The sequence below is a fragment of the Cardiobacteriaceae bacterium TAE3-ERU3 genome (genome assembly GCA_019218315.1).
GTDB lineage: Bacteria > Pseudomonadota > Gammaproteobacteria > Cardiobacteriales > Cardiobacteriaceae > JAHUUI01.
On record JAHUUI010000003.1, the window covers coordinates 34,721 to 55,000 of the forward strand.

The 20,280-nt window shown below is 45.2% G+C and carries 17 protein-coding genes; all 17 read right to left on the reverse strand.

All coding sequences use genetic code 11. The annotated features are described in order from the left end of the window. Positions 1-49: 49 nt before the first annotated feature. The gene (locus KRX19_06380; GenBank protein ID MBV7434652.1) at positions 50-1,201 is read right to left on the reverse strand and encodes a hypothetical protein; all 1,152 of its coding nucleotides are present in this window, start codon (positions 1,199-1,201) and stop codon (positions 50-52) included. Then, positions 1,147-2,106 (reverse strand): sterol desaturase family protein, encoded by a 960-nt coding sequence (locus KRX19_06385; protein ID MBV7434653.1) that lies wholly within the window; start codon positions 2,104-2,106, stop codon positions 1,147-1,149. Before KRX19_06385 ends, KRX19_06380 begins: the two co-directional genes overlap by 55 nt. 135 nt (positions 2,107-2,241) lie before the next feature. Continuing rightward, positions 2,242-3,762, reverse strand: a complete 1,521-nt coding sequence (locus tag KRX19_06390) for a hypothetical protein (GenBank protein ID MBV7434654.1) — start codon at positions 3,760-3,762, stop codon at positions 2,242-2,244. Beyond that, positions 3,722-5,047 carry a hypothetical protein gene (locus KRX19_06395; GenBank protein MBV7434655.1) on the reverse strand — a complete coding sequence of 442 codons (1,326 nt, stop codon included), beginning with the start codon at positions 5,045-5,047 and terminating at the stop codon, positions 3,722-3,724. The genes KRX19_06390 and KRX19_06395 overlap by 41 nt, the downstream gene beginning before the upstream one ends. 119 nt (positions 5,048-5,166) lie before the next feature. Continuing rightward, a complete protein-coding gene (gatB, locus tag KRX19_06400; GenBank protein MBV7434656.1) occupies positions 5,167-6,597 on the reverse strand; it encodes an Asp-tRNA(Asn)/Glu-tRNA(Gln) amidotransferase subunit GatB in 1,431 nt (476 codons plus the stop codon). Positions 6,598-6,661: 64 nt separating this feature from the next. Beyond that, positions 6,662-8,992 (reverse strand): type IV pilus secretin PilQ, encoded by a 2,331-nt coding sequence (pilQ, locus tag KRX19_06405; GenBank protein MBV7434657.1) that lies wholly within the window; start codon positions 8,990-8,992, stop codon positions 6,662-6,664. A gap of 9 nt (positions 8,993-9,001) precedes the next feature. Next, a complete protein-coding gene (locus KRX19_06410) occupies positions 9,002-9,589 on the reverse strand; it encodes a pilus assembly protein PilP (protein ID MBV7434658.1) in 588 nt (195 codons plus the stop codon). Beyond that, positions 9,586-10,206 carry a type 4a pilus biogenesis protein PilO gene (locus tag KRX19_06415; protein ID MBV7434659.1) on the reverse strand — a complete coding sequence of 207 codons (621 nt, stop codon included), beginning with the start codon at positions 10,204-10,206 and terminating at the stop codon, positions 9,586-9,588. Before KRX19_06415 ends, KRX19_06410 begins: the two co-directional genes overlap by 4 nt. Next, positions 10,193-10,789, reverse strand: a complete 597-nt coding sequence (locus tag KRX19_06420; GenBank protein ID MBV7434660.1) for a PilN domain-containing protein — start codon at positions 10,787-10,789, stop codon at positions 10,193-10,195. Before KRX19_06420 ends, KRX19_06415 begins: the two co-directional genes overlap by 14 nt. Then, on the reverse strand, positions 10,789-11,832 hold the full coding sequence (locus KRX19_06425) for a pilus assembly protein PilM (GenBank protein ID MBV7434661.1): 1,044 nt from the start codon (positions 11,830-11,832) through the stop codon (positions 10,789-10,791). Before KRX19_06425 ends, KRX19_06420 begins: the two co-directional genes overlap by 1 nt. A gap of 48 nt (positions 11,833-11,880) precedes the next feature. After that, positions 11,881-13,152, reverse strand: a complete 1,272-nt coding sequence (locus KRX19_06430; protein ID MBV7434662.1) for a citrate synthase — start codon at positions 13,150-13,152, stop codon at positions 11,881-11,883. A gap of 74 nt (positions 13,153-13,226) precedes the next feature. Then, positions 13,227-13,472 carry a type B 50S ribosomal protein L31 gene (locus KRX19_06435; protein MBV7434663.1) on the reverse strand — a complete coding sequence of 82 codons (246 nt, stop codon included), beginning with the start codon at positions 13,470-13,472 and terminating at the stop codon, positions 13,227-13,229. 211 nt (positions 13,473-13,683) lie between these two features. Beyond that, positions 13,684-15,051, reverse strand: coding sequence for an L-serine ammonia-lyase (locus KRX19_06440; protein MBV7434664.1), 1,368 nt, complete (start codon positions 15,049-15,051; stop codon positions 13,684-13,686). 28 nt (positions 15,052-15,079) lie between these two features. Beyond that, complete coding sequence (locus tag KRX19_06445; GenBank protein MBV7434665.1) at positions 15,080-15,682, reverse strand: hypothetical protein; 603 nt, start codon at positions 15,680-15,682, stop codon at positions 15,080-15,082. Next, positions 15,675-18,695: a sarcosine oxidase subunit alpha family protein gene (locus tag KRX19_06450; GenBank protein ID MBV7434666.1), complete on the reverse strand. Its 3,021-nt coding sequence runs from the start codon at positions 18,693-18,695 to the stop codon at positions 15,675-15,677. The genes KRX19_06445 and KRX19_06450 overlap by 8 nt, the downstream gene beginning before the upstream one ends. Beyond that, positions 18,692-18,997, reverse strand: a complete 306-nt coding sequence (locus KRX19_06455) for a sarcosine oxidase subunit delta (GenBank protein ID MBV7434667.1) — start codon at positions 18,995-18,997, stop codon at positions 18,692-18,694. The genes KRX19_06450 and KRX19_06455 overlap by 4 nt, the downstream gene beginning before the upstream one ends. A gap of 14 nt (positions 18,998-19,011) precedes the next feature. Continuing rightward, positions 19,012-20,280, reverse strand: coding sequence for a sarcosine oxidase subunit beta family protein (locus KRX19_06460; protein ID MBV7434668.1), 1,269 nt, complete (start codon positions 20,278-20,280; stop codon positions 19,012-19,014).

Here is a 20,280-nt window from a genome sequence, read left to right on the forward strand (position 1 = left end):
ATAGAGCCACCTATGAAAATGATTTATTTAACCATATATTTACAATAAATTATTGCGCTTTCTTTGCTGCTTTCTTTTCTTCCAACAAATGCTCATAGCGCTCATCAGTAAGTGTTTCCATAAATGCGACCAACGCATCAATCTTGCGGTCACTCATTTTAATGGCGTGTAACTCATCCAGATCAATAGTGCCAGGCACTTCAGGTTCACGCCATGGCTTACCTGTTTCAGGATTGATTTTTCGATCAGTATTATTGTATTTATCATAGAACTCAACTACGGTACGTAAATCAGCAAAAATACCGTTATGCATATAGGGTCCAGTAACTGCGACATTACGCAAGGTTGGCACTTTGAATTTACCATCGTATTTTTCATCATCGACTGCCGGGTTTTCCAATAATCCATGGTCGATATAATCGCTGTCTAGCTGAGCTATTTTGATTAAATCAGGGTTGGATGGCACACCAATATTACGGTATTGGTGGTTGGTAAAAGGTTCTTGTTTACTATCTTCAGCCATCAGCTTGTGGCATTCGGAACAATTGATATTGGCTTGGGAGAAAAAGAGCGTTCTCCCTAAGTCTTCCAAGACAGTTAATTCATACTCACCACGTAAAAATTTGTCATATTTACTATCGTAGGTAGAGAAAGTGTCCGTTTCCTCGAACGCTTGGATAGATTGCGTCATTGCCTTAAATACCGCCTGAGGTCCCTGATCAAATAGATCCTTGCCATAAAGCTTTGCCATAGCCTCTTTATAGACAGGATTTTCCAGAACACGCTCAATGACAGTTGCATCACTCACCATATTCATTTCTACCGGGTTCAATGGTGGTCCAGCGGCTTGATCTGCAAGTGTCGTCGCACGTCCATCCCAAAATTGACCACCAACATATTCACCTAATGCTTCATCAAAATGAAATGGCGGAGAAGTATTGGCATAAGCCGCCGTAGGAGCATTGCGGTTACCAAAAGAGTGATCATTATCACCTAAAGATACGATGCCATGCGCAGGTGTTTCCCGCCCATCGGTAAAAGCACGACCGGGGTCATGGCACGTACTACACGACTGCGTTCGGTTCAAAGAAAGATTTGGATCAAAAAAGAATAGCTTACCCAATTCAGCTTCGCTTAATTCTACAGCTAACGCGGTGGAGCTACAGTATGAGAAGAGGATGAGGGTGAGGATTTTTTGCATGATCGCCTCCTGGCATTTCGACTTAAAAGTCGACCGCTTTCTTTGAACGGATAGATTAGTATTTTTGATATAGTATCATATTTTTGGTGTTGTCCTCGCCCTAAGCCCAAAGCCATTGTGCTTTCAACTTCGTGATTACACCTGAGGCTACCAAACATCCAATCCCAAATGGCCAAATAACCACCAAAATTATGATGCATATGCCGAGTACTATGGTGTATTTGATGCTGTGCTGGTGAAATAAAAATATGTTCCAAGCAACGGCCATATGACAAACGAACTGGTGAATGCCTTAAATTTGCACCTAAAGCTGAAAACAGTACCGCGAATCCATTTACGCCCAAAATAGTAAATAAATTAAATCGAGCACCAAATAAAACAACAAATATACCCGTGACAAAACCAGCACTGATAGCATAGCGTAAGCCGAATAAGATATTTTCTACTGGGTGCACGCGATAAAAACTCAGTGGATTCAGGATTTCAGGTGAGTGATGCACTTTGTGAAATGCCCACAAAAAGCGATTTGTATGTAGCCAGCGATGTAACCAATAACGCGTAAAGTCGCTGAAAACAAAAAGCGATACCGTATAGAGAAAAACGATCCATTCATAGGCAAGTGGATATGATATTGGCTTAATCCAACCTGTTCCCAGATGGTAAACAAACATAGTAACTGCTTGTACCGAAAGGATTAATGGTGCAATCACAAAAACCTTAATCAGCCAGCTAACAAAAAAATATTTCACATCCAGTGTCGTATCTTTATGCCGAATCCACTGTTTTAGCGCGCCATAACTTGGCAGGCGTTTTTGCTGTATCAGTGTCAACACCAAGGCCAAGATTATCGAGGTAAGTAAATAACCCCAAAATAACCGTTCACCAGGATCGAGCAAATAAGACAATGGCCCTCTATTCACAACTTTTACCACTGAAATTACAGTTCCACACAAAGATTATATATTCCATCTTTGCATTTATCATGACCAATTTGGGTAAATGCAGCTCAATGACGTGAAAGACAATACCAACGCATCTCATCATAATGCCTCCAAAAAGGTCAGCAAGGCTTCTCGTTGCACACGATCGAGAGCCATAAAGCGTTGTTTGACCTGATCAGCTTCACCCCCATGCCACAAAATGGCTTCCAAAGGATCTGCAGCGCGCGCATCATGAAGAAATCTTTGTTTTTGTCTAACCCGAGCACCTACGCCCCACAGTGGTGCTGTTCTCCATTCAGTTGTTTGTGCCAAGTATTCTGGTCGTCCATCTGCCAGTTCTTCACCCATATCATGCAATAAAAAATCACTATACGGAGCAAATTTAATACCATCTTTTGTGGTCAACTGTGCACGATGGCAACTACTGCAGCCTATAGATGTAAATAAACTGTATCCTTGTTTTGCCTGCTCACTAAATGTCACAGGATGTGGTGCTTTAAAAGAAGTGACATAAAAAGCAATAGCGTCTAAGCGCTGTTGTGGTAAATCCAATATTCCAAAAGCTGTAGGCCGTCCTCGTGGAGCATCAAGACAATCAGTCTGTGCGGGGGTACAAAGTTCTTCAGGAAATAAAGGGTTTGTAAGCCCCATATCATGAGCAGCAGCATCTGCTGTTTGCTGAACAACTGTAGGCTGCGATGCTTTCCAACCATATTTTCCTAAACGCATCTCTTGTGCTGCGATATCATAAACCCAATTAGGACGACCAGAGATACCATCCCCATCAACATCATCAGGATCTGCATAGGCTAAAATAACCTCTGGATCGGTCTTGCTGATTAAATTCATACCAGCAAGTGCCGGAGCCTGACGCAGTGCAAATTGAGTTTCCGTATCCAATGGCCCATAATTCATATTCTCGAGATAAGGTTCAAAAAAAGTGAGTTCCTTTATCTCTCCATCAGGAAACGTAACAATCTTCTTATGGTGCTTCAGCCTGGTTAGTGCTTCTGGCGCTACTTTACCATTGCCATTAATCGCAACCTGTCGGCCATACACAGGATCACCATAATTAATGAGAGACTCTTTTTCACGCTGACCTTGCTTGGCTGGTTGAGCCAATTTAAATGTCAACGCTCTCAATGGTTGGCCATTATCAGCTAAGGCAATACCCGCACCATTATCTACGTGGCAGCTTGTACATGTATTTGCATTAAAAAGAGGCCCCAAACCATCTCTGGCTGTTGTTGCGCTTGGCGCCACAACCCAGGGAACAGAGAAGAAAGATCGCCCCAGGATGAATTGATCAAGATCGGCATCGTCCAGCCCATCCAATTTTTGCTTAAATGGTTGTTGATGGGAAGCGTCTATAAAATAATCATCTCGAAATATCACTACATCAGATTCTTGCTCTAACTCAGATTCTGACGATTGCACTACGCTGGATGCATAGGTAATATTTAATAAAAGAACACACAAGCACGCCAGTGAAAAACACAATATTTTTCCGATACTAAATAGCAGATCGCCCCGACTGCGTACAGTCGAGGCGATTTGTAGCGATCTATGTCGCGCCACTTTAGATCTTGGTTTCTTCAGGATCTGTGACATCGTCTTCATTCAAAGACACATCAAACGCTTGTGCAACCAATACCATCTTGTCGCCTAGCTTACGCAACTGGTTCTTAAGTGCAACAATGTTATTAACGCTTTCTTCATTTTGCGGTGCGATCTGATGGTCAAAGTGCATAGTGCTCTCAGCCAATTCATTGACTTTAGCAATACGCGCTTCAATATCATCCATCAAAGCCGTGACTTCTTTTTGATCCGCTTCAGAAAGTGCATCAAATGGTGATGGACCAACTTCTTTATTGAGATACTTGCCCATCAAGACATTCTTGAATCCAGCATAGTTTTGAGCAATATCACGGTGAGTATTGTCAGAGAAGCAGCTGTGCTCATCTTCTTCACTTGGTGTAAGAACAGCTACAGCAATACGCTCATTAGCTAATTCTGACTTGATGAATGTACCCATACCAGCAAAGATATTGCGCAGAGCTTCTTCTGGAGCAATATTCTTATCTGCATTGTCACCTTGTAACTCACCCAACAAAGCTGCGCGGTAAAGACCAGTATTGCCTTCTATTTTATCAGCCCATGCACTGCTGACAGTTTCAAGATCTTGAACCAGCTTGTCAGCAGCTGCATTGAGATAATCGAGACGACGTTGTGCAAACTCATCTTCAGTAAAGTCAGTCAGTGGACGCTGACCTGCAACCAATGCACCATGAGTCACATTATCTTCAATGAAGTTCGCATAATCCTGATCCTGACCCCACAACAAGAATTCAATGGCGTGGTAACCAGAAGTTACGTTAGCTTCCCCACCATTTTCATTCAGCGCTGTAATTGTATCAACATCAATCACGTCAATATTGACCGCTTCAGGCTCTTCTCCACCAGGCGTGAACTCACCAGTAGAATCAATGATGTTATCGCCAGTTTTATTGCCATCAGCATCAATAGTGTAATCAATCAGATTTTCATCAAGTGGCCATGCATTGATCTGACCTTCCAGTGCACCGTATGCCTCAGCAACCCAGCCTTCTTCAGCATCAATAGGGCCTTCTGAAAGACGGAAAATTTCAGTTTCACCATAGCTCTCACGAGAATTCAGCCAAGACTGCTTAGCTTCATTTAACGTTTGCTCTGTAGGAGACTGAGTAAAAGCGTGGATAGCTTTTTGTAATGCTTTAGCGTCTTTAAGCGCATCAGTATAGTTTTCTTGGGCGATTTCAGCATAAGTATTAAGTACAGCTGAAGGCTCTACCTTTGCGAATACAGAACCAGTAGCAAAACCAATAGCTGCGACTAGCGCAATGCGTTGGAATGTTTTCTTCATCATTCTTACCTTTCCTTTAGTTAACATTGGCGACATTATGCACTATAGAAACAGTAAACTCAATTTTAATGGGAATGTTTATTGTTTATGGGGCACAAATAACACTTATTTCATTGACTACTTTATGGCTTCAACGATTGCAAGAGTAACTCGCTGACTGACTTTGGATTTGCTTGGCCTTTAGATCGTTTCAGAACTTGTCCTACAAAAAAACCAAGCATTTTCTCTTGTCCATTACGATAGGCCTCAACTTGTGCTGGATTACTCTTTAGAACTTCTTCTACCCATAACTGAAGCTGACCATCGTCATTAACTTGCTTTAACCCATGCTGCTCTATCAGTTCATCAACGCTACAAGTCTGCGCCCACATCAAAGGAAGTAGTTTTTTTCCACTACTCGCTGAAATAGTACCATCCTGGACACGCTGCAATAATGTTGCAAGCACATCGCTATCTATAGGAGAGGCATCAATGGTGGTCTGTTGTTCTTTAAGCAAGCGTGCTAACTCACCTTGAATCCAATTTGCAGCCAATCTACCATCATTGATCTTATTAGTCAGCGCATCAAAGTAATCAGCTGTTTTAACGTCTTGAACAAGATATTGCGCACTTTCAGCATCGAGTCCATGCTCCTTCATCAAGCGCTCTTTACGTGCATTAGGCAATTCGGGCATTTTGCGGAAAATATCCTCAAGAAATTCCTCAGTTAGGTCAAGAGGTAGCAGATCAGGGTCAGGGAAGTAGCGATAATCGTTTGCTTCTTCTTTTGTCCGCATTGTGCGTGTTTCCTGTTTTTCTGCATCATACAGCCGAGTTTCCTGTTCAACACGTCCACCAGCATCCATTACATCACTTTGACGTTCTATTTCGATATTTATCGCTTGTTCTACAAAACGGAATGAGTTGATATTTTTTAGTTCGACACGTGAATTGAGTTCACTACTTCCCTTTTCGCGTAACGATACGTTTGCATCACATCGAAATGAACCCTCCTGCATATTTCCATCACTAATACCTAAATAACGTACAAGCTGGTGAATGTGGCGCATAAAAGCAACTGCTTCTTTAGCACTGCGCATGTCGGGTTCTGATACCAACTCAATCAAGGGCACACCAGCGCGATTCAGGTCTATTCCGGTACGATCTGAAAAAATATCATGGACAGACTTCCCTGCATCCTCCTCAAGCTGTCCTCGATTAATCCGGACAACTCTTTCTACGCCATCTACTTCGAGCCTCACTTCACCACCTTGAATAATGGCATCATCAAGCTGACTGATTTGATAGCCTTTTGGCAAGTCAGGATAGAAATAGTTTTTCCGCATAAAAAAAGCATGAGGATTTATATGTGCACCAATAGCACGACCAAACTGTGCTGCATAGCAAACAGCCTGTTCATTTAAAACTGGCAAAACACCTGGGTAACCTAGATCAAGTTCATTTGAATTTTCATTAGCTTCCTGCCCAAAGTGATTAGGCGAAGAAGAAAATAATTTACTGTTAGTGTCTAGCTGAATATGCAATTCCAGCCCAATTACGGGTTCATAGCGCATGGTTATCCTCACAAAATAAAGCCCCACAAAGTGGGGCTGAAAATAAGATTATATGAATCAAAATTTAGTTACGCAAGTTACTGAACTTATCATAATCCGATAAATTGTTATCGATAATTCTTGGTGTTACAAAGATCAAAAGCTCACTTTTGTTGTATCGCTTATTCGTAGTTTTGAAAGCATTACCAATTATAGGTAAATCTCCTAAAAGTGGTACTTTGTTAGTACTCAAACTCTGCTCTTGTTGATATACACCACCTAAAACAATTGTTTCACCATTATCAACTAACACATTGGTTTCCAGATGATTTGTTGTTATACCAACATTACCAGCTGTAGATCTAATTGAAGGATCAGGCTTATCATTTGTCACATTCAACAATAGATCTACCCTATTATCCGGTGCAATTCTTGGTGTAACATCTAACGAAAGCTCAGCATTTTGAAACTGAACCTGAGTCCCATCCCCCGACACTGTTTCATAAGGAATTTGTTGCCCTGAAGCAATACGAGCTTGCTTCCCATCTTGAGTAACAACCCTTGGACTAGAAATAATTTCTGCTTTCCCTTCTGTTTGCAAGGCTGAAAGTTCCAAATCAACAAGAAAATCTGCGCCAAGGATAGCAAGTCCATAACTACTACCAGCCACAGGCATATTAACTCCAAGCCTATTTGACAAGCCAGGGATTTCAATAGTGGCATCCTTACCTTTGGCACTATCAACTATAGCATTATGAACACTCTCACCCAAGCCATATGCGCCTTCAGAGCTACCACTACCGCTTATCAAACGACCATTTTTGGAATTAAAAAAAGTCAAACCAAATCTTGCTCCCAGATCTCGTGTAAAGTTATCTGTTGTTAGAACCAGCCTTGCATCAACTAAAACTTGACGCACTGGCTCATCTAATTTCGCTATAAGGTCTCTTGCCGCTTGCAACTTACTAGGAATATCACTAATCAATAAAGTATTAGTTCTTTTATCAACACTTACTGTTCCCTTGGCCGACAAAATGGAATCCTGTACAAAAGAAGCTCTATCACCACTACCTCTGGCCCGAGCACCTTCTAATATAGTTGCAATTTCTGCAGCGTTAGCATATTTAATCTGAATTAATTCAGTTCTAGCAGGTACAAGCTGATCACGCTCCTGAATGACTTTGAGAGCATTTAATTCACGCTGATCTAATTCAGATGCTGGTGCAATATAAATGACTGAGCCATTTTCACGCATACCAAGACCTTTGGTCTTAAGAATAATATCTAGCGCTTGATCCCAAGGTACACTATCAAGTCGAAGAGTAATATTCCCCGTGACTGCATCACTGACAACAATGTTGTTATTTGTAAACTCTGCAATAATCTGCAAGACAGCTCTAACTTCAATATCTTGGAAATTCAAAGACAGAGGAGCACCACGATAGCGCTTTGTTGGACTAAAACCTTGCAGTTCGTCTACTTGTTTTTGCAAGCTATTATCTGAAACCTCAGGTTTTACTTCAATTGTGTAGACATCACCATTTTGGTAAGAAGCGTATTCAAATGCAATATTACGCTTAATATTCAATACCAACTCTGTACCTCGTGCTGATCGATAAATATCTATATTATCGACTGGTGTAGCATAAGATCCCACTTCCATTCGCTTTTGATCAGCCTTTGTTACATAAAAACCATCTAAATAAGCAATGACTTTGTTCCCATCTTGTCGAACATTTACATTACTGATAGATTTAGGTAACGCAAAAGATAACAAGCCTACTCCACCTTTTTTTTGTGTATATACAGGATCAAGTACAGCTTGCTGTAGAGGGGATGTAGGAACTCCCCTAGCAACTTGATCATTGGTAGCTATTTCGGGCTGTCTAATTAAAGTTGGAGTCACGTCGGTAGTTTGATTAATAAGTGTTTTACTAACTTGACTTGATTTTGTACCTTGCCCCCCCTCCCTAGAAAAGCTATTAAATAATGCGCCACTATTGTGGGAGATCGATCCTGATTTATTTTCTGGTACAGATGCTACTGTATCAACTCGACCAATATCATCAAAAGTCAATACAATATCGCGGCCGCGACTTTGAATATTGTAGTTTCTTGCTGCAACTAAGTTTACAACTACCCTTGTTCTTCCTTCTCCTTCAATCACATCGACATCATATATTCCATTAGCTGCAATATTAATTTCTCGCTCTTTGAGGGAAGAATCAGTTTCTGCAAAATCTAAAACAATCGCATACGGATTAGCAGTAGTAAACGCTCTAGGCATTTTACCGACATTTTCAAACACCAGTTCATACTTACCATTTTGTGTAAAACCCGAAGAGACACCATTAATTGATGCCGCATACACATTACACTGCAATGCAATTAAAAATCCTAAACTTAATTTTTTCATTTGAGTAACCTAGTTCCTTATGAGCGGTAATGACGCATTACGATTCTGCCATCCCTGTGCAGTACGATACTTTTCTTGAATAATCATTACTTCGCGGTTTATCGCGATAATCAAGCCATTTTGCCGACCGATATATTCTCCAACAGCTGCATTAACGATACCAGAATCAGGTGTCATAATCAGAGCTATTTTACCCTTAGTTGGGCTTGATAATGTACCTGTCATTGCCAGCTGATCTAAACTATAATTTTCTAGAAAAAAAGGAGCATGTGGTGCAGGTGGACCATCGCCACACTCATCCCCTTCGCAAGAATCAGAATTTTCTGCAGATTGTATTCTCCCGACTTCTTCTACGAATGCCTTAACACTAAAAGGGTCACTATCATCGCTTACAAAGTGATAAGGCTTATATTCAGACAACTCTTTACTTTCAAAGCCAGTTATTTCTACGCTAGGTAAGGTTGTCTTCTGTATGTCACTTATTACATTTTGAGTTTTTTCGTATACATTTTCTTTAACAAAGAAATCAGTGAAACCCGTGCTAAGAGTAAAAATACACATAACTACCATGAAAGATTGCGGTTGACACTTATTCATCGCTTGCCACCTTCGGTCTCTCCAACCAATTTACTAATATCTTGGTTATAAATATAGGTTTCAAGATCACTAGAAATCTTAAGCTGATCGACATTTTGACTAGCAATTCCTATATCGAAGCGCCGGACATTCAAAATCCTAGGCAATTCACCAATAGATTCCACGAAATGTGCAAAATTAACAAAGTTTGTATTTGTACTGAGTGATATAGGCTCAATATCATAATATTGTTTTACTATACTGGTTTCAGGCTTAAACTCAGAAAAATTTATTTCACTTTCATACGCTGCTTTATAAGTTTCATCGATTAGATTAGGCATCTCGGTTTCAGCAGGTAAAAACTCTAATAGAGAATAAAGTTTATCTGTTAATTCATTTTTTTTATCTTTGTATAAAGGTAGATCCAAGCTAAATTGATACAATGTGCGGTAATCACCTTGCAACCGAATTATCTCACTACTATTATCACTTTGGGTTTGTATAAGTTCTTCTCTAAAGAAACGATTATAAAGAAACCACACAAGACCAGCCACCACCACCCAAACCAATATTTGGTAATAGATAGGCCATGTACCTGGATTACTCCGATCAAGCTGAGAAGGTTTAACGAGCTTCATCAACATCTCCCCCATAAGCTTTAAGACTTGCAGCGACATTAAAGGATTTTGTCTCTGAATTAGGATTAACCTCATAACGCGCTGTAGACTTCGCAGTTTGAATACCACCACCACGAAGAGTTACTGTATTCAATAGCTCATTTGATTGCAATATCCGCATAAAATCAGCTACACCAGCATCATTTTCGGCAACCCCTTCAATTTCAAGCTCTGCACCATCAAAAGAAATATGATTAAGAAAAACTTCTGACGGAGTATTTTTTGCCAGATAATCCATTATTTTCAATGCAGTGCCACGCTGAGATTGTAATAGTTCGATTGCTTGGATTTGTTTGTTTATTTCATCAATTAAAAGCTTAATACTATCAACTTGTTTTTTTGCTGACTGAAGCTGTGCAATCTGATTTTTCAAATAATCTTTAGTTTGCTCTTGCTCATCTATATAATTTTGTTCAACATAATAGTTAAGACCAATAAAAGCTGCAGTCAACAAAAAGACACCCACCGTAACAGCTATAAAATTCTTTTTTTGCTTTTGACGTGCAACTTCACGCCAAGGCTGGAGGTTAAATCTAATAATCATTATTGATCTCCATCTGTCAACAAACTAATTGCTAACGCATAGTTCGCCGAAAGGGTTTTCCAATCTTGATTTTCAGGATTACCCCCAGACCATACTATTGACAAATCTATCATTTCAACTACCAGACTAATTAGAGACTGTAACTCATCAATAAAACTATTAAGACAAGCACCACCACCAATCAAAACTACCTTAGTTATATCTTTATCCGCCTTACCAGAAGCCTCAAAGAAATCAATAACCAAATTAAGTTGCTCGGCAAAAGCTGCAGCAAAAGGTTTGACAACGAGCTCTATAAATTCACTATCATGCTCATCGCGATGTTTCAGAAGCTGAGCATCTTCAAAATTTAAATCATATATCTCGGCAATACTTTCAGTCGCGTATTTGCCACCTATTTGTTGCTCTCTATTAAAAATCAGCCCCTTACTACTATAGAAGTAATATCGACTACGCTCATGAGCAATATCAATCAAAAGGACTGTTCCATCCTGAACTTCTTCACTATAAATTGAATTAATCAGTCGACCCAATGCATAAGCATCCACATCAACGTTGATTTGATTTCTCTTTCTATCAAATTTTTCAAAAGAAAAAATTGAGTCTGTAAGTGGGTCAACAATATCACGTCGAGAAGTTGCTACTAAATAACGAATTCCAGAAGTTTCCTCCCCATCCGATTCTATCTCTTTAAAATCAAAATAAACCTGATCAAGAGAAAAAGGCAACAATTCGCTCAATTCAACCTCAATTGCGCTCTCCCTTTCAAAGGCCGAAATTTCTCTTCCAATTTCTATTTCTCTCGTAATTACATCAGACAAAGCAACAGCTGTAAAAATATCTGACTTTTTCGAAGAAAGAGGAACAAGAGAATGATGTACATCATTCTCTTGTTCCTCGTTTTGAATTTGAGATTTTTGCCTCAATACATAATTTCCATTTTTCCCAGTAAACTTAATATTACTCTTAAATTTACCTTGCACGCTCTTAACACTGAACTGACCAATATCAACAGCGAGCATTGTATTTGATGACCCGAGCATTACATCTCCTTGAAGCATCCTGCATAAATCAAAACCTGAGTCGAGCAATCAAGAAATCGTGCGCTCTGCATGTCCAGTATAAAGCTGTCTTGGGCGACCGATTCTATACCCAGTCTCAATCATTTCATTCCAGTGAGCTATCCAACCTGCTGTTCTTGCAACTGCGAACAGAACTGTGAACATATTTTTAGGAATACCAAGAGCACTGTAGATAATTCCAGAATAAAAATCAACATTCGGATAAAGCTTACGTTCTATGAAGTAGTCGTCTTTCAGCGCAGCTTCTTCCAATTTGCGTGCGAGTTCCATACGTGGATCATTACCATAGCGATCCAGGATATCATAGCAAACTTTTTGAATAATTTTGGCGCGAGGGTCGTAGTTACGGTAAACGCGGTGACCAAAGCCCATCAACTTAAATGGATCGTCTTTATCTTTTGCCTTATCAATATACTTAGAGATATTTTTAACATCGCCAATCTCTTCAAGCATATCCAGCACAGCTTCATTAGCGCCACCATGTGCTGGCCCCCACAATGCAGCTATACCTGATGCTATTGCTGCATAAGGATTAGTGCCTGTACTGCCGGCAAGTCTTACAGTGGAAGTTGAAGCATTCTGCTCATGATCAGCGTGCAAAATAAACAATTGATCAATTGCTTTAACAGCCAGTTCATCTACTTGATAGTCCTGCCCCGGCTTCTCGAAAGTCATCCGCAGGAAGCTTTCTGTATAGCCTTCATCGTGTCTTGGATAGAGTAAAGGCAAACCGTGTCTTTTACGGTAAGTCCCAGCTGCAATCATAGGCATTTTCGCCAAAAGACGCAGTGCTGTGACATAACGGGCATCCGCATGCTGAATATCTGAAGCACAAGGATAAAAAGCTGACAGTGACCCAACCAAGCTCATCAACATAGACATCGGATGTGCATCGTAGTGGAAACCATCAAAAAAACGGTGAACCCGCTCATTGAGCATACGATAGTGCTTAATCTGTTCTAGATATTCAGCGCTTTGTTCTTCAGTTGGCACTTCGCCATGATAGAGCAGATAAGCGGTGTCAACGAATGAAAGCTTGTCAGCAACATTCTCAATAGGATAGCCGCGGTAAAGAAGCTTGCCTTCCATGCCATCGATAAAAGTAATTTTACTTTCACAGCTAGAAGTAACAGCAAAGCCCGGATCATGTGTAAAAAAGCCAGCTTTAGGCAACCCTGCGATATCGATAACAGGACGACCCAAAGTTGGCTCTAGAATCGGCAATTCAATTTCTTGATTTTCTTCTTTACTAGTGACTAGTTTGATCGAACGATCGCTCATTGGTGCTCCTTTGATAACGCATTAAAACGCTGATCAAAGTAGCCTAACCAGTTAGTAAGGTCAAGTGAATATGTTTATTTTTTGCCGTATTTGCGACGGAAGCGATCAACACGACCAGCGCTGTCGACAATATTCTGCTTACCAGTATAGAAAGGGTGTGACTTACTGCTAATATCAACGCGAACAACAGGATATTCTTCGCCGTCTTCCCACTTGATAGTGTCATTTGTTTCAACAGTTGACTTTGTTAAAAAGGAAAAATCAGCTGCAGCGTCTTGAAATACAACTGGGCGATAATTAGGGTGGATATCTTTCTTCATGATATATGTTCTCCAAATAGTAGTCTAAGCGACAAAACCGCGGGATTTTACAGAATAAACTGCTGCGTAGCAACAAGTTATTCATACATTTAGCGAAAGTAAAGTGAAATACTATTGGAATCCATACAAAAACCAACCAAAATATGATCACCAGAATATTTCTTGGGTTTACTTAACTGCACTATCGCAGCTGTGCATCATGCAGTAAATGCTAACACAGCACATGTAACGCAAGCCCCCCGGTAGAAGTCTCGCGGTATTTGAGGCTCATGTCCTTGCCGGTTTCGTACATGGTTTTAATGACTTCATCGAGCGTCACCACCGGTTTGCTTTTGCGCATTAGTGCCATGCGTGCGGCGTTGACCGCCTTCACTGACGACACTGCATTGCGCTCGATGCACGGTACTTGCACCTGCCCGCCAACTGGATCGCAGGTCAGGCCAAGGTGATGTTCCATGGCAATTTCCGCCGCTTCACACACCTGTGAGGCTGTACCGCCCTGCAAGTCGGTCAAACCACCTGCAGCCATCGAACACGCCACGCCAATCTCACCCTGGCAACCAACTTCTGCACCCGAAATAGACGCATTCATTTTGTACAGGCTGCCGATTGAGCTACACACCAGCAGATAGCGCACTACCTGATCATCGGTGAGCGGATGGATAAAGCGGTCGTAATATGCCAGTACTGCTGGCACGATACCGCACGCGCCATTGGTTGGCGCAGTGACGACTCGCCCACCGGCAGCGTTTTCTTCATTGACTGCCATCGCAATCATGTTCAACCAATCGATAATCCGCATCGGATCTTGCTCAAAGTGCTGACCGCTATCTTCAAGCTGCTGCCGCAATTGCGGCGCACGGCGCGGAATACGTAATTTACCCGGTAATACGCCTTCGTTATCCAAGCCGCGGCGGATACACGCCTGCATCACCTGCCACACTTTCACGCAATAATCGCGCACTTCCTGCTCTGAACGCAGCGCTGCTTCATTGCGCAGGGTAATGGTCGAAAGGCGCAGATTGTGTTCGGCACAGTGCGCCATTAAATCCTTGGCACTTTGATACGGGTAAGGCACGGGATGCGATACTTCACGCGCACTTTCACTAAAGTGCGCTTCATCAACAATAAAACCACCGCCAATCGAGTAATACGCCTTTTCAAACAGCTTGTTTTCGTCATGGTCAAACGCCTGCAAAATCATGCCGTTTTCATGCAACGGCAAATTGTCCTTGTGAAAGACAAAATCCGCATCATAATCGAACGCCACTGAATCGCGATCCGGCTGTGGAATTTCGCCATATTGCAGGATATGCGCAATCATCTGCGGCATGGCATCGGTATCGACCGTTTCCGGTGCTTCACCGGCCAGCCCTGCGATAATTGCATGGTCTGTGCCGTGTCCGCGTCCGGTGTAGGACAGCGAACCATAGACATTAGCCTTGAAACGTACGGTTTGCTCATAGACACCGGCATCCTTGAGCGCTTGCACAAACAAGCGCCCCGCTTTCATCGGTCCGACAGTATGCGAACTCGACGGACCGATACCAATTTTGAACATTTCAAAGATGCTGATCATGGCGACTCATGGCAAAAAAAGCGCGGTATTATACAACGCGCATCCCGTACGGACGCGCGGCTTTGACCAGGAGTTTCCACACGTAATCGGCGAAGCTGCGACGGATGATGATGTCGTACTGTGCATCATCACAGCGGTGCAACAAGACATGTGCCTGACTGACCACGGTACCGACACAATCACCGACTTTCATACTTTCGACATCGTATGGGGTGAGATGACGCAAAACCGTATTTACGTCTGCGCCCGACAACACCAGTGCGGTCACGCCACCACTGTTATCAACCACTTGTGCCGATACGTTTCCCACCGCCTGCTGCAAAGCGGCGAGATATTGCGCTTTGTCGTCATAGGCACAAATCACCGCCCACTCATCAGGCGACAGCCACAATACGCGCACTTTGTCGTTTTTGGCACTGCTGCGCGCAGCGGTTGGCCATGTCACGCCGAGGGCTTTCCCAGCAGCACTGGTAAACGCGCTGTCGTTGCCGTGTCCGCGCACGATGATGTAACCCGTCTGCGGCCATTCGCAGACATTCAAGCCCGCATTACCGCTTGTGCCTTGTGCTTCTGTCCACGCGCTGATTTGATGCGTCAGCGGTGTAACCCAATGTTGTTTCATATTATCCATGCTGACGCTCTCCTTTCGGGTCTACAAAGATGGTGCTTTTGCTGACTTTAGCCGGAATGATGTTGCCGTCTGCGTAGGCATACACGGTGCTGCCATCGCGGTTCACACCATCGCGCACCAATGCCAAGGCAATACTGCGCCCCAAAAATGCGCTGTAATAGCTTGAAGTAACGTGCCCCAGTGGCAAAATTGGTGTTTCACCTGCGCCTGTTTTCGGCAACGGCTGTTCGCGCTCCATGATTTGTGCGCCTTCGACCAGCACGGTTTGCGGGTCTTCGGTGAGCAGTCCGACAAACTGTTTTCGCCCCTCTTTGGCTGTATCACTGCGCGACAGCGAACGGCGGCCGAGGAAGGAAAACGGCTTTTTCATGCCCACTGCCCAACCCATGCCGAGATCAATCGGTGATACCGAGCCGTCAGTGTCTTGCCCTGCGATGATGAAGCCTTTTTCCGCACGCAGAACGTGCATGGTTTCCGTGCCATACGGGGTGATATTGTACGGCGCGCCGGCTTCCATCACCTTGCCCCACAGGTATTCACCGTAACCGGCTTCAACGTTGATTTCAAATGCCATCTCGCCCGAGAAACTGATACGGAATACCCGCGCCGGCAAAGCGGCAACCGTGCCCGCACGCCAGTCCATGAATTTGAACGTTTCGGGGTCAAAGTCGATGTCGTCACACAATGCTTGCAACACCTTGCGCGAGTTTGGCCCGACCACAGCCACGGTTGCCCAGTGGTCAGTGACCGAGGTCAACCACACATCGAGCTCCGGCCATTCGGTTTGGTGCCACTGTTCGAGCCAATCCAGCACACGTGCCGCGCCGCCCGTGGTCGTGGTCATGTGGAACTGATTGTCGCTGATACACGCGGTGACACCATCGTCCATCACCATGCCGTTTTCATCGAGCATCAAACCGTAGCGGCATTTGCCCGGTGCAAGCTTGAGCCACGCATTACTGTAAATACGGTTCAGGAATTCACGCGCGTCTTTGCCGTCAACCTGAATTTTGCCCAGCGTGGTTGCATCCATCACCGCGACGCTGTCACGCGCGGCTGCGCATTCACGCTTGACCGCCGCGTGCATGTCCTCGCCATTTTTCGGGAAGTACCACGGCCGCCACCACTGCCCGACCACTTCCATCGGCGCACCGGCGGCAACGTGTGCCGGATGAATCGAGGTAGTACGTTCAGGGGCAAAGGTATTGCCCTGCATACTGCCAGCGAGCACGCCAAAGCTGACCGGCGTATAAGCCGGACGATAAGTCGTGGTGCTAATGTCGCTAACCGGCACATTCAGCGCCTTGGCGGTGAGCATGAAGCTGTTGACGCTGGTCAGCTTGCCTTGGTCAGTACCAAAGCCAAACGCAGTGTAGCGCTTGACGTGTTCGATATTGTGGTAATTCTCGCGTACCGCCAGTTCGATGTCGGCGGCGGTCACGTCATTCTGGTAATCAACAAACGCTTTTGCACCGTGGCCTTCCGGCTGACCGTCATCAAGACGCACTGCCATCGCAGGTGCATTGCCGTTAAACGCTGCAGTCTGCGGTACGCTCACCGTAGCGTTTTTATCCAACGCGGCAAGGGCTGCTTGGGTGCTTTGCTGTACTTGCGCGAGGGTGTCCGCCCAATGAAAATGCCCCGTCACTGCACCAATGCCGCAAATGCCTTGTTTGCTGTCGGCAAACTTATCGGGAATGACAAAACTCATCGCCGCATCCGACCACTGCGGACGGCTGGTATCGTGGCAATACAGATGCACAGTCGGGGTCAGGCCACCACTCGAACAGACCACATCAACCGCGACTTGCTCGCTTTGTCCGTTACTGACGTGACGCAATAGCGCGCCTTTAACTGCTTTGCTGCCCTCGACTTGCGCAATGCCGTAACCACTGAACACACGCACTGCCGCAGGCAAATCAGCTGGTGCTTGCGCATCTGGTCGCACATCGGCAACCGTTACTTGTGCGCCTGCGGCCGCCAAATCCCGCACGGCCTCGTAAATGCCGTCATGACTGCCACACACCAATACCGACCCGCCGAGCAACACGCCGTAGCGGTTGAGATAAGTTTGCACTGCCGACAGGGTAAATACCCCCGGCAAGTCGTTATTGCCAAACACCAACGGGCGCTCAATTGCACCGCTGGCGAGCAGAATTTGTTTGGCACGAATCTTGTGCAAGCGCTGGCGCGGCTGATTGGCTGCACGCGCCGCCAATGGCAGATGGTCTTGTACCAGTTCCACCGCCTGCACGAGATTGTGGTCGTGCTTGGCAAAGGCCGTGGTGCGCGATAACAACGTCAGGTTGTCGAGCTGCGCCAGTTCGGCAAGCAGCTTGTCGAGGTATTCCACCGCGCTTTGTCCGTCAAATTTCGCTTGTGCATCGCTGAGCAGCCAACCGCCCAATTCTTGTTGCTCGTCCACGAGCAAGGTTTTGCACCCCGCTTCTGCCGCCGCTTTTGCCGCAAGCAGACCACTCAAGCCGCCGCCAATCACCAGCACGTCAACGTGATGATGCAGATGGTCGTACCATTCTTCATCGCGCTTGGTCGGCGCATAGCCGAATCCGGCAAAGCCACGAATCACGTTTTCATAATACGGCCACAATTTGCGCGGCCATTTGAATGTCTTGCTGTAAAAGCCGGCCGGCATCAGGTTTTTGCCCAATTTGCCGAGCAAGCGCTTGGTATCAAAACCGCCTGATGTGCCGGTTGTACGCCGCGCATACAGGCCATCGTATAATTCCGCCTGTGTCGCCTTGACGTTCGGCGTGCTGTACGCGCCGGTTTCGAGTTGCAACAAGGCATTGGGTTCTTCCGAACCGGCGGCCATGATGCCGCGTGGACGGCCGTATTTGTAGCTGCTCGCCAGTTCCTGCACACCGTTGACCAACAGTGCCGAAGCCAGCGTATCACCGACCAGTCCCTGATAGGTTTCGCCGTCAAAGGTAAAGGTCAGACGCTTGCCGTAATCAACCCGCGTTGACGGTTTGTGGATGCGTTTTGCACTCATGACTGCGCCTCCTGCTGTTCTTGTTGCCAAGCGACTTTGCCGTCTTGCATGGTGTAAGTTGCGGCGATTTCATTGCTGACGTTGTGGCGCTTGACCGCGATAAATTTGTGGCAGCCTGCGCCGTGCGACCACTGTTCCCACGTCCAACCCTTGGGGTTATCACGGAAAAAGACGTAGTCGCCCCACGCTTCATCTGTCGCTTCATCAGGATTGGCGGGACGCACAATATACGCCTCGCCTGCATAGTGAAATTCTTGTTCGTCGCGGTGTTCGCCGCAGTGTGGACAATAAATATAAAGCATTGTGTCTTCCTTACTCAGTGCGCTACGCCGGCCGCGCCGTGTTCGTCAATCAAATGGCCGGTGTGGAAACGGTCCATACTGAACGGCTTGGCAAGTGGATGCGGCTCGTCATTGGCGAGGGTCGCGGCAAAGACGTTGCCGGAACCCGGTGTCGCCTTGAAGCCGCCCGTGCCCCAACCACAATTGAAATACAATCCCTGCACCGGTGTTTTGGAAATAATCGGGCAAGCGTCAGGGCAAGTATCGACAATACCGCCCCATTGCCGATTCATGCGCACGCGCGACAAGGTTGGGAACATCTCGATAATTGCCGCCGCGGTATGCTCAATCAAAAATTCGCTGCCGCGCTGGCCGTAGCCAAGATAGCCGTCAATACCCGCACCGATGACGTATTCACCTTTGTCCGACTGACTGATGTAGCCGTGTACCGCGTTGGACATAATCACCGTGTCAATCGAGCGCTGCATGGACTCAGACACGAATGCCTGCAACGGATGGCTTTGCAATGGCAGACGCAAGCCCGCCATCTTCGCCAATACGGAAGAATGACCCGCCGCAACACAACCAACCCGCCCTGCTTTGACGTAGCCTTGCGAGGTTTGCAAGCCCTTGATGTGGCCATTTTCAATATCCATACCGGTCACTTCGCAGTTTTCAATCAAATCGACACCGAGCTTGCTCGCGGCACGGGCAAAGCCGCGCGCGACCGCATCGTGGTGCGCGACCCCGCCACGCGGCTGATAGCTCGCACCCAATACCGGAAAACGCGTACTCGACGAGCAATCAAGCAATGGAATGCGCTCTTTGAGCGTCTTGGCATCGACCACTTCGGCATCAATGCCCTGCAAGTGGTTGGCATTGACGCGGCGCTCGATGTCGCGCATATCCTGCAAATTATGACCGAGGTTATACACGCCCCGTTGTGAAAACAGCACGTTGAAATTCAAATCATCGCTCAAGCCTTCCCACAGGCGCAGCGAGTGTTCGTATAAATACGCCGCTTCGTCCCACAGGTAATTCGAGCGCACGATGGTGGTATTACGCGCAGTATTGCCGCCGCCGAGATAGCCCTTTTCCAGTACCGCAATCTTGCCAACATTATGCTCTTTGGCGAGGTAATAAGCAGTCGCCAAGCCGTGTCCGCCACCGCCGACAATCACCACGTCATACGACGGCTGCAATTCACCGCGCCGCCATGCCTCCGGCCAGTCTTGATGCTTACTCAAGCTATGCTTGAATAGACTTAGCCACGAATAATGCCCGTCTTTGTTTTCATTTTTCAT

What these genes read in the sequence shown, in the direction of transcription:
- KRX19_06450 (MBV7434666.1), bottom strand. Translation starts at nt 18,695, where the DNA reads ATGAGTGCAAAACGCATCCACAAACCGTCAACGCGGGTTGATTACGGC.
- KRX19_06440 (MBV7434664.1), bottom strand. Translation starts at nt 15,051, where the DNA reads ATGATCAGCATCTTTGAAATGTTCAAAATTGGTATCGGTCCGTCGAGT.
- KRX19_06425 (MBV7434661.1), bottom strand. Translation starts at nt 11,832, where the DNA reads ATGCTCGGGTCATCAAATACAATGCTCGCTGTTGATATTGGTCAGTTC.
- KRX19_06455 (MBV7434667.1), bottom strand. Translation starts at nt 18,997, where the DNA reads ATGCTTTATATTTATTGTCCACACTGCGGCGAACACCGCGACGAACAA.
- KRX19_06445 (MBV7434665.1), bottom strand. Translation starts at nt 15,682, where the DNA reads ATGGATAATATGAAACAACATTGGGTTACACCGCTGACGCATCAAATC.
- KRX19_06390 (MBV7434654.1), bottom strand. Translation starts at nt 3,762, where the DNA reads ATGAAGACGATGTCACAGATCCTGAAGAAACCAAGATCTAAAGTGGCG.
- gatB (MBV7434656.1), bottom strand. Translation starts at nt 6,597, where the DNA reads ATGCGCTATGAACCCGTAATTGGGCTGGAATTGCATATTCAGCTAGAC.
- KRX19_06435 (MBV7434663.1), bottom strand. Translation starts at nt 13,472, where the DNA reads ATGAAGAAAGATATCCACCCTAATTATCGCCCAGTTGTATTTCAAGAC.
- KRX19_06415 (MBV7434659.1), bottom strand. Translation starts at nt 10,206, where the DNA reads ATGAAGCTCGTTAAACCTTCTCAGCTTGATCGGAGTAATCCAGGTACA.
- KRX19_06380 (MBV7434652.1), bottom strand. Translation starts at nt 1,201, where the DNA reads ATGCAAAAAATCCTCACCCTCATCCTCTTCTCATACTGTAGCTCCACC.
- KRX19_06395 (MBV7434655.1), bottom strand. Translation starts at nt 5,047, where the DNA reads ATGATGAAGAAAACATTCCAACGCATTGCGCTAGTCGCAGCTATTGGT.
- KRX19_06460 (MBV7434668.1), bottom strand. Translation starts at nt 20,280, where the DNA reads ATGAAAAATGAAAACAAAGACGGGCATTATTCGTGGCTAAGTCTATTC.
- KRX19_06430 (MBV7434662.1), bottom strand. Translation starts at nt 13,152, where the DNA reads ATGAGCGATCGTTCGATCAAACTAGTCACTAGTAAAGAAGAAAATCAA.
- KRX19_06420 (MBV7434660.1), bottom strand. Translation starts at nt 10,789, where the DNA reads ATGATTATTAGATTTAACCTCCAGCCTTGGCGTGAAGTTGCACGTCAA.
- pilQ (MBV7434657.1), bottom strand. Translation starts at nt 8,992, where the DNA reads ATGAAAAAATTAAGTTTAGGATTTTTAATTGCATTGCAGTGTAATGTG.
- KRX19_06410 (MBV7434658.1), bottom strand. Translation starts at nt 9,589, where the DNA reads ATGAATAAGTGTCAACCGCAATCTTTCATGGTAGTTATGTGTATTTTT.